Origin of the sequence: Alkalicoccobacillus porphyridii (assembly GCF_007293315.1) — a bacterium.
In the GTDB taxonomy this organism is placed as follows: Bacteria; Bacillota; Bacilli; order Bacillales; family Bacillaceae_D; genus Alkalicoccobacillus; species Alkalicoccobacillus porphyridii.
This window is the reverse complement of the sequence record NZ_VLXZ01000166.1, coordinates 1-281: the sequence shown is the minus strand read 5'-3', so window position 1 is coordinate 281 and position 281 is coordinate 1. Positions and strand designations below refer to the sequence as shown.

Genomic DNA, 281 nt, shown 5'->3' with positions numbered 1-281 from the left:
GCTACTACGAACTTTTGGCGCAGCGACACACTCCGGCATCCCTTCCCGCAGCCGTTTCAGCCAGGCATTCTTAAAAGGCGTAAAGACTTTGTACATCTCGTGATTACCGGTCATCACCGCGCCAGGCGGCAGGATCACGCTGTCATCAAATCCTTCACACACCACGTTACGCAGCGCTCTTTCAACTTCCACATCCCGCGCCCGCTCATTCACTTCATACTGATAGTTATAAAACAGGTGGGTAACGCTGTTTTCCGCGCACACCTGTTTAACTATTTCGA

General features: G+C 51.6%; 1 protein-coding gene. It reads right to left on the bottom strand.

The features are described 5' to 3' along the window. Positions 1-281 (bottom strand): deoxyribodipyrimidine photo-lyase (locus tag FN960_RS23910; RefSeq protein ID WP_185971141.1); only part of this gene is annotated, 281 nt, incomplete at both ends.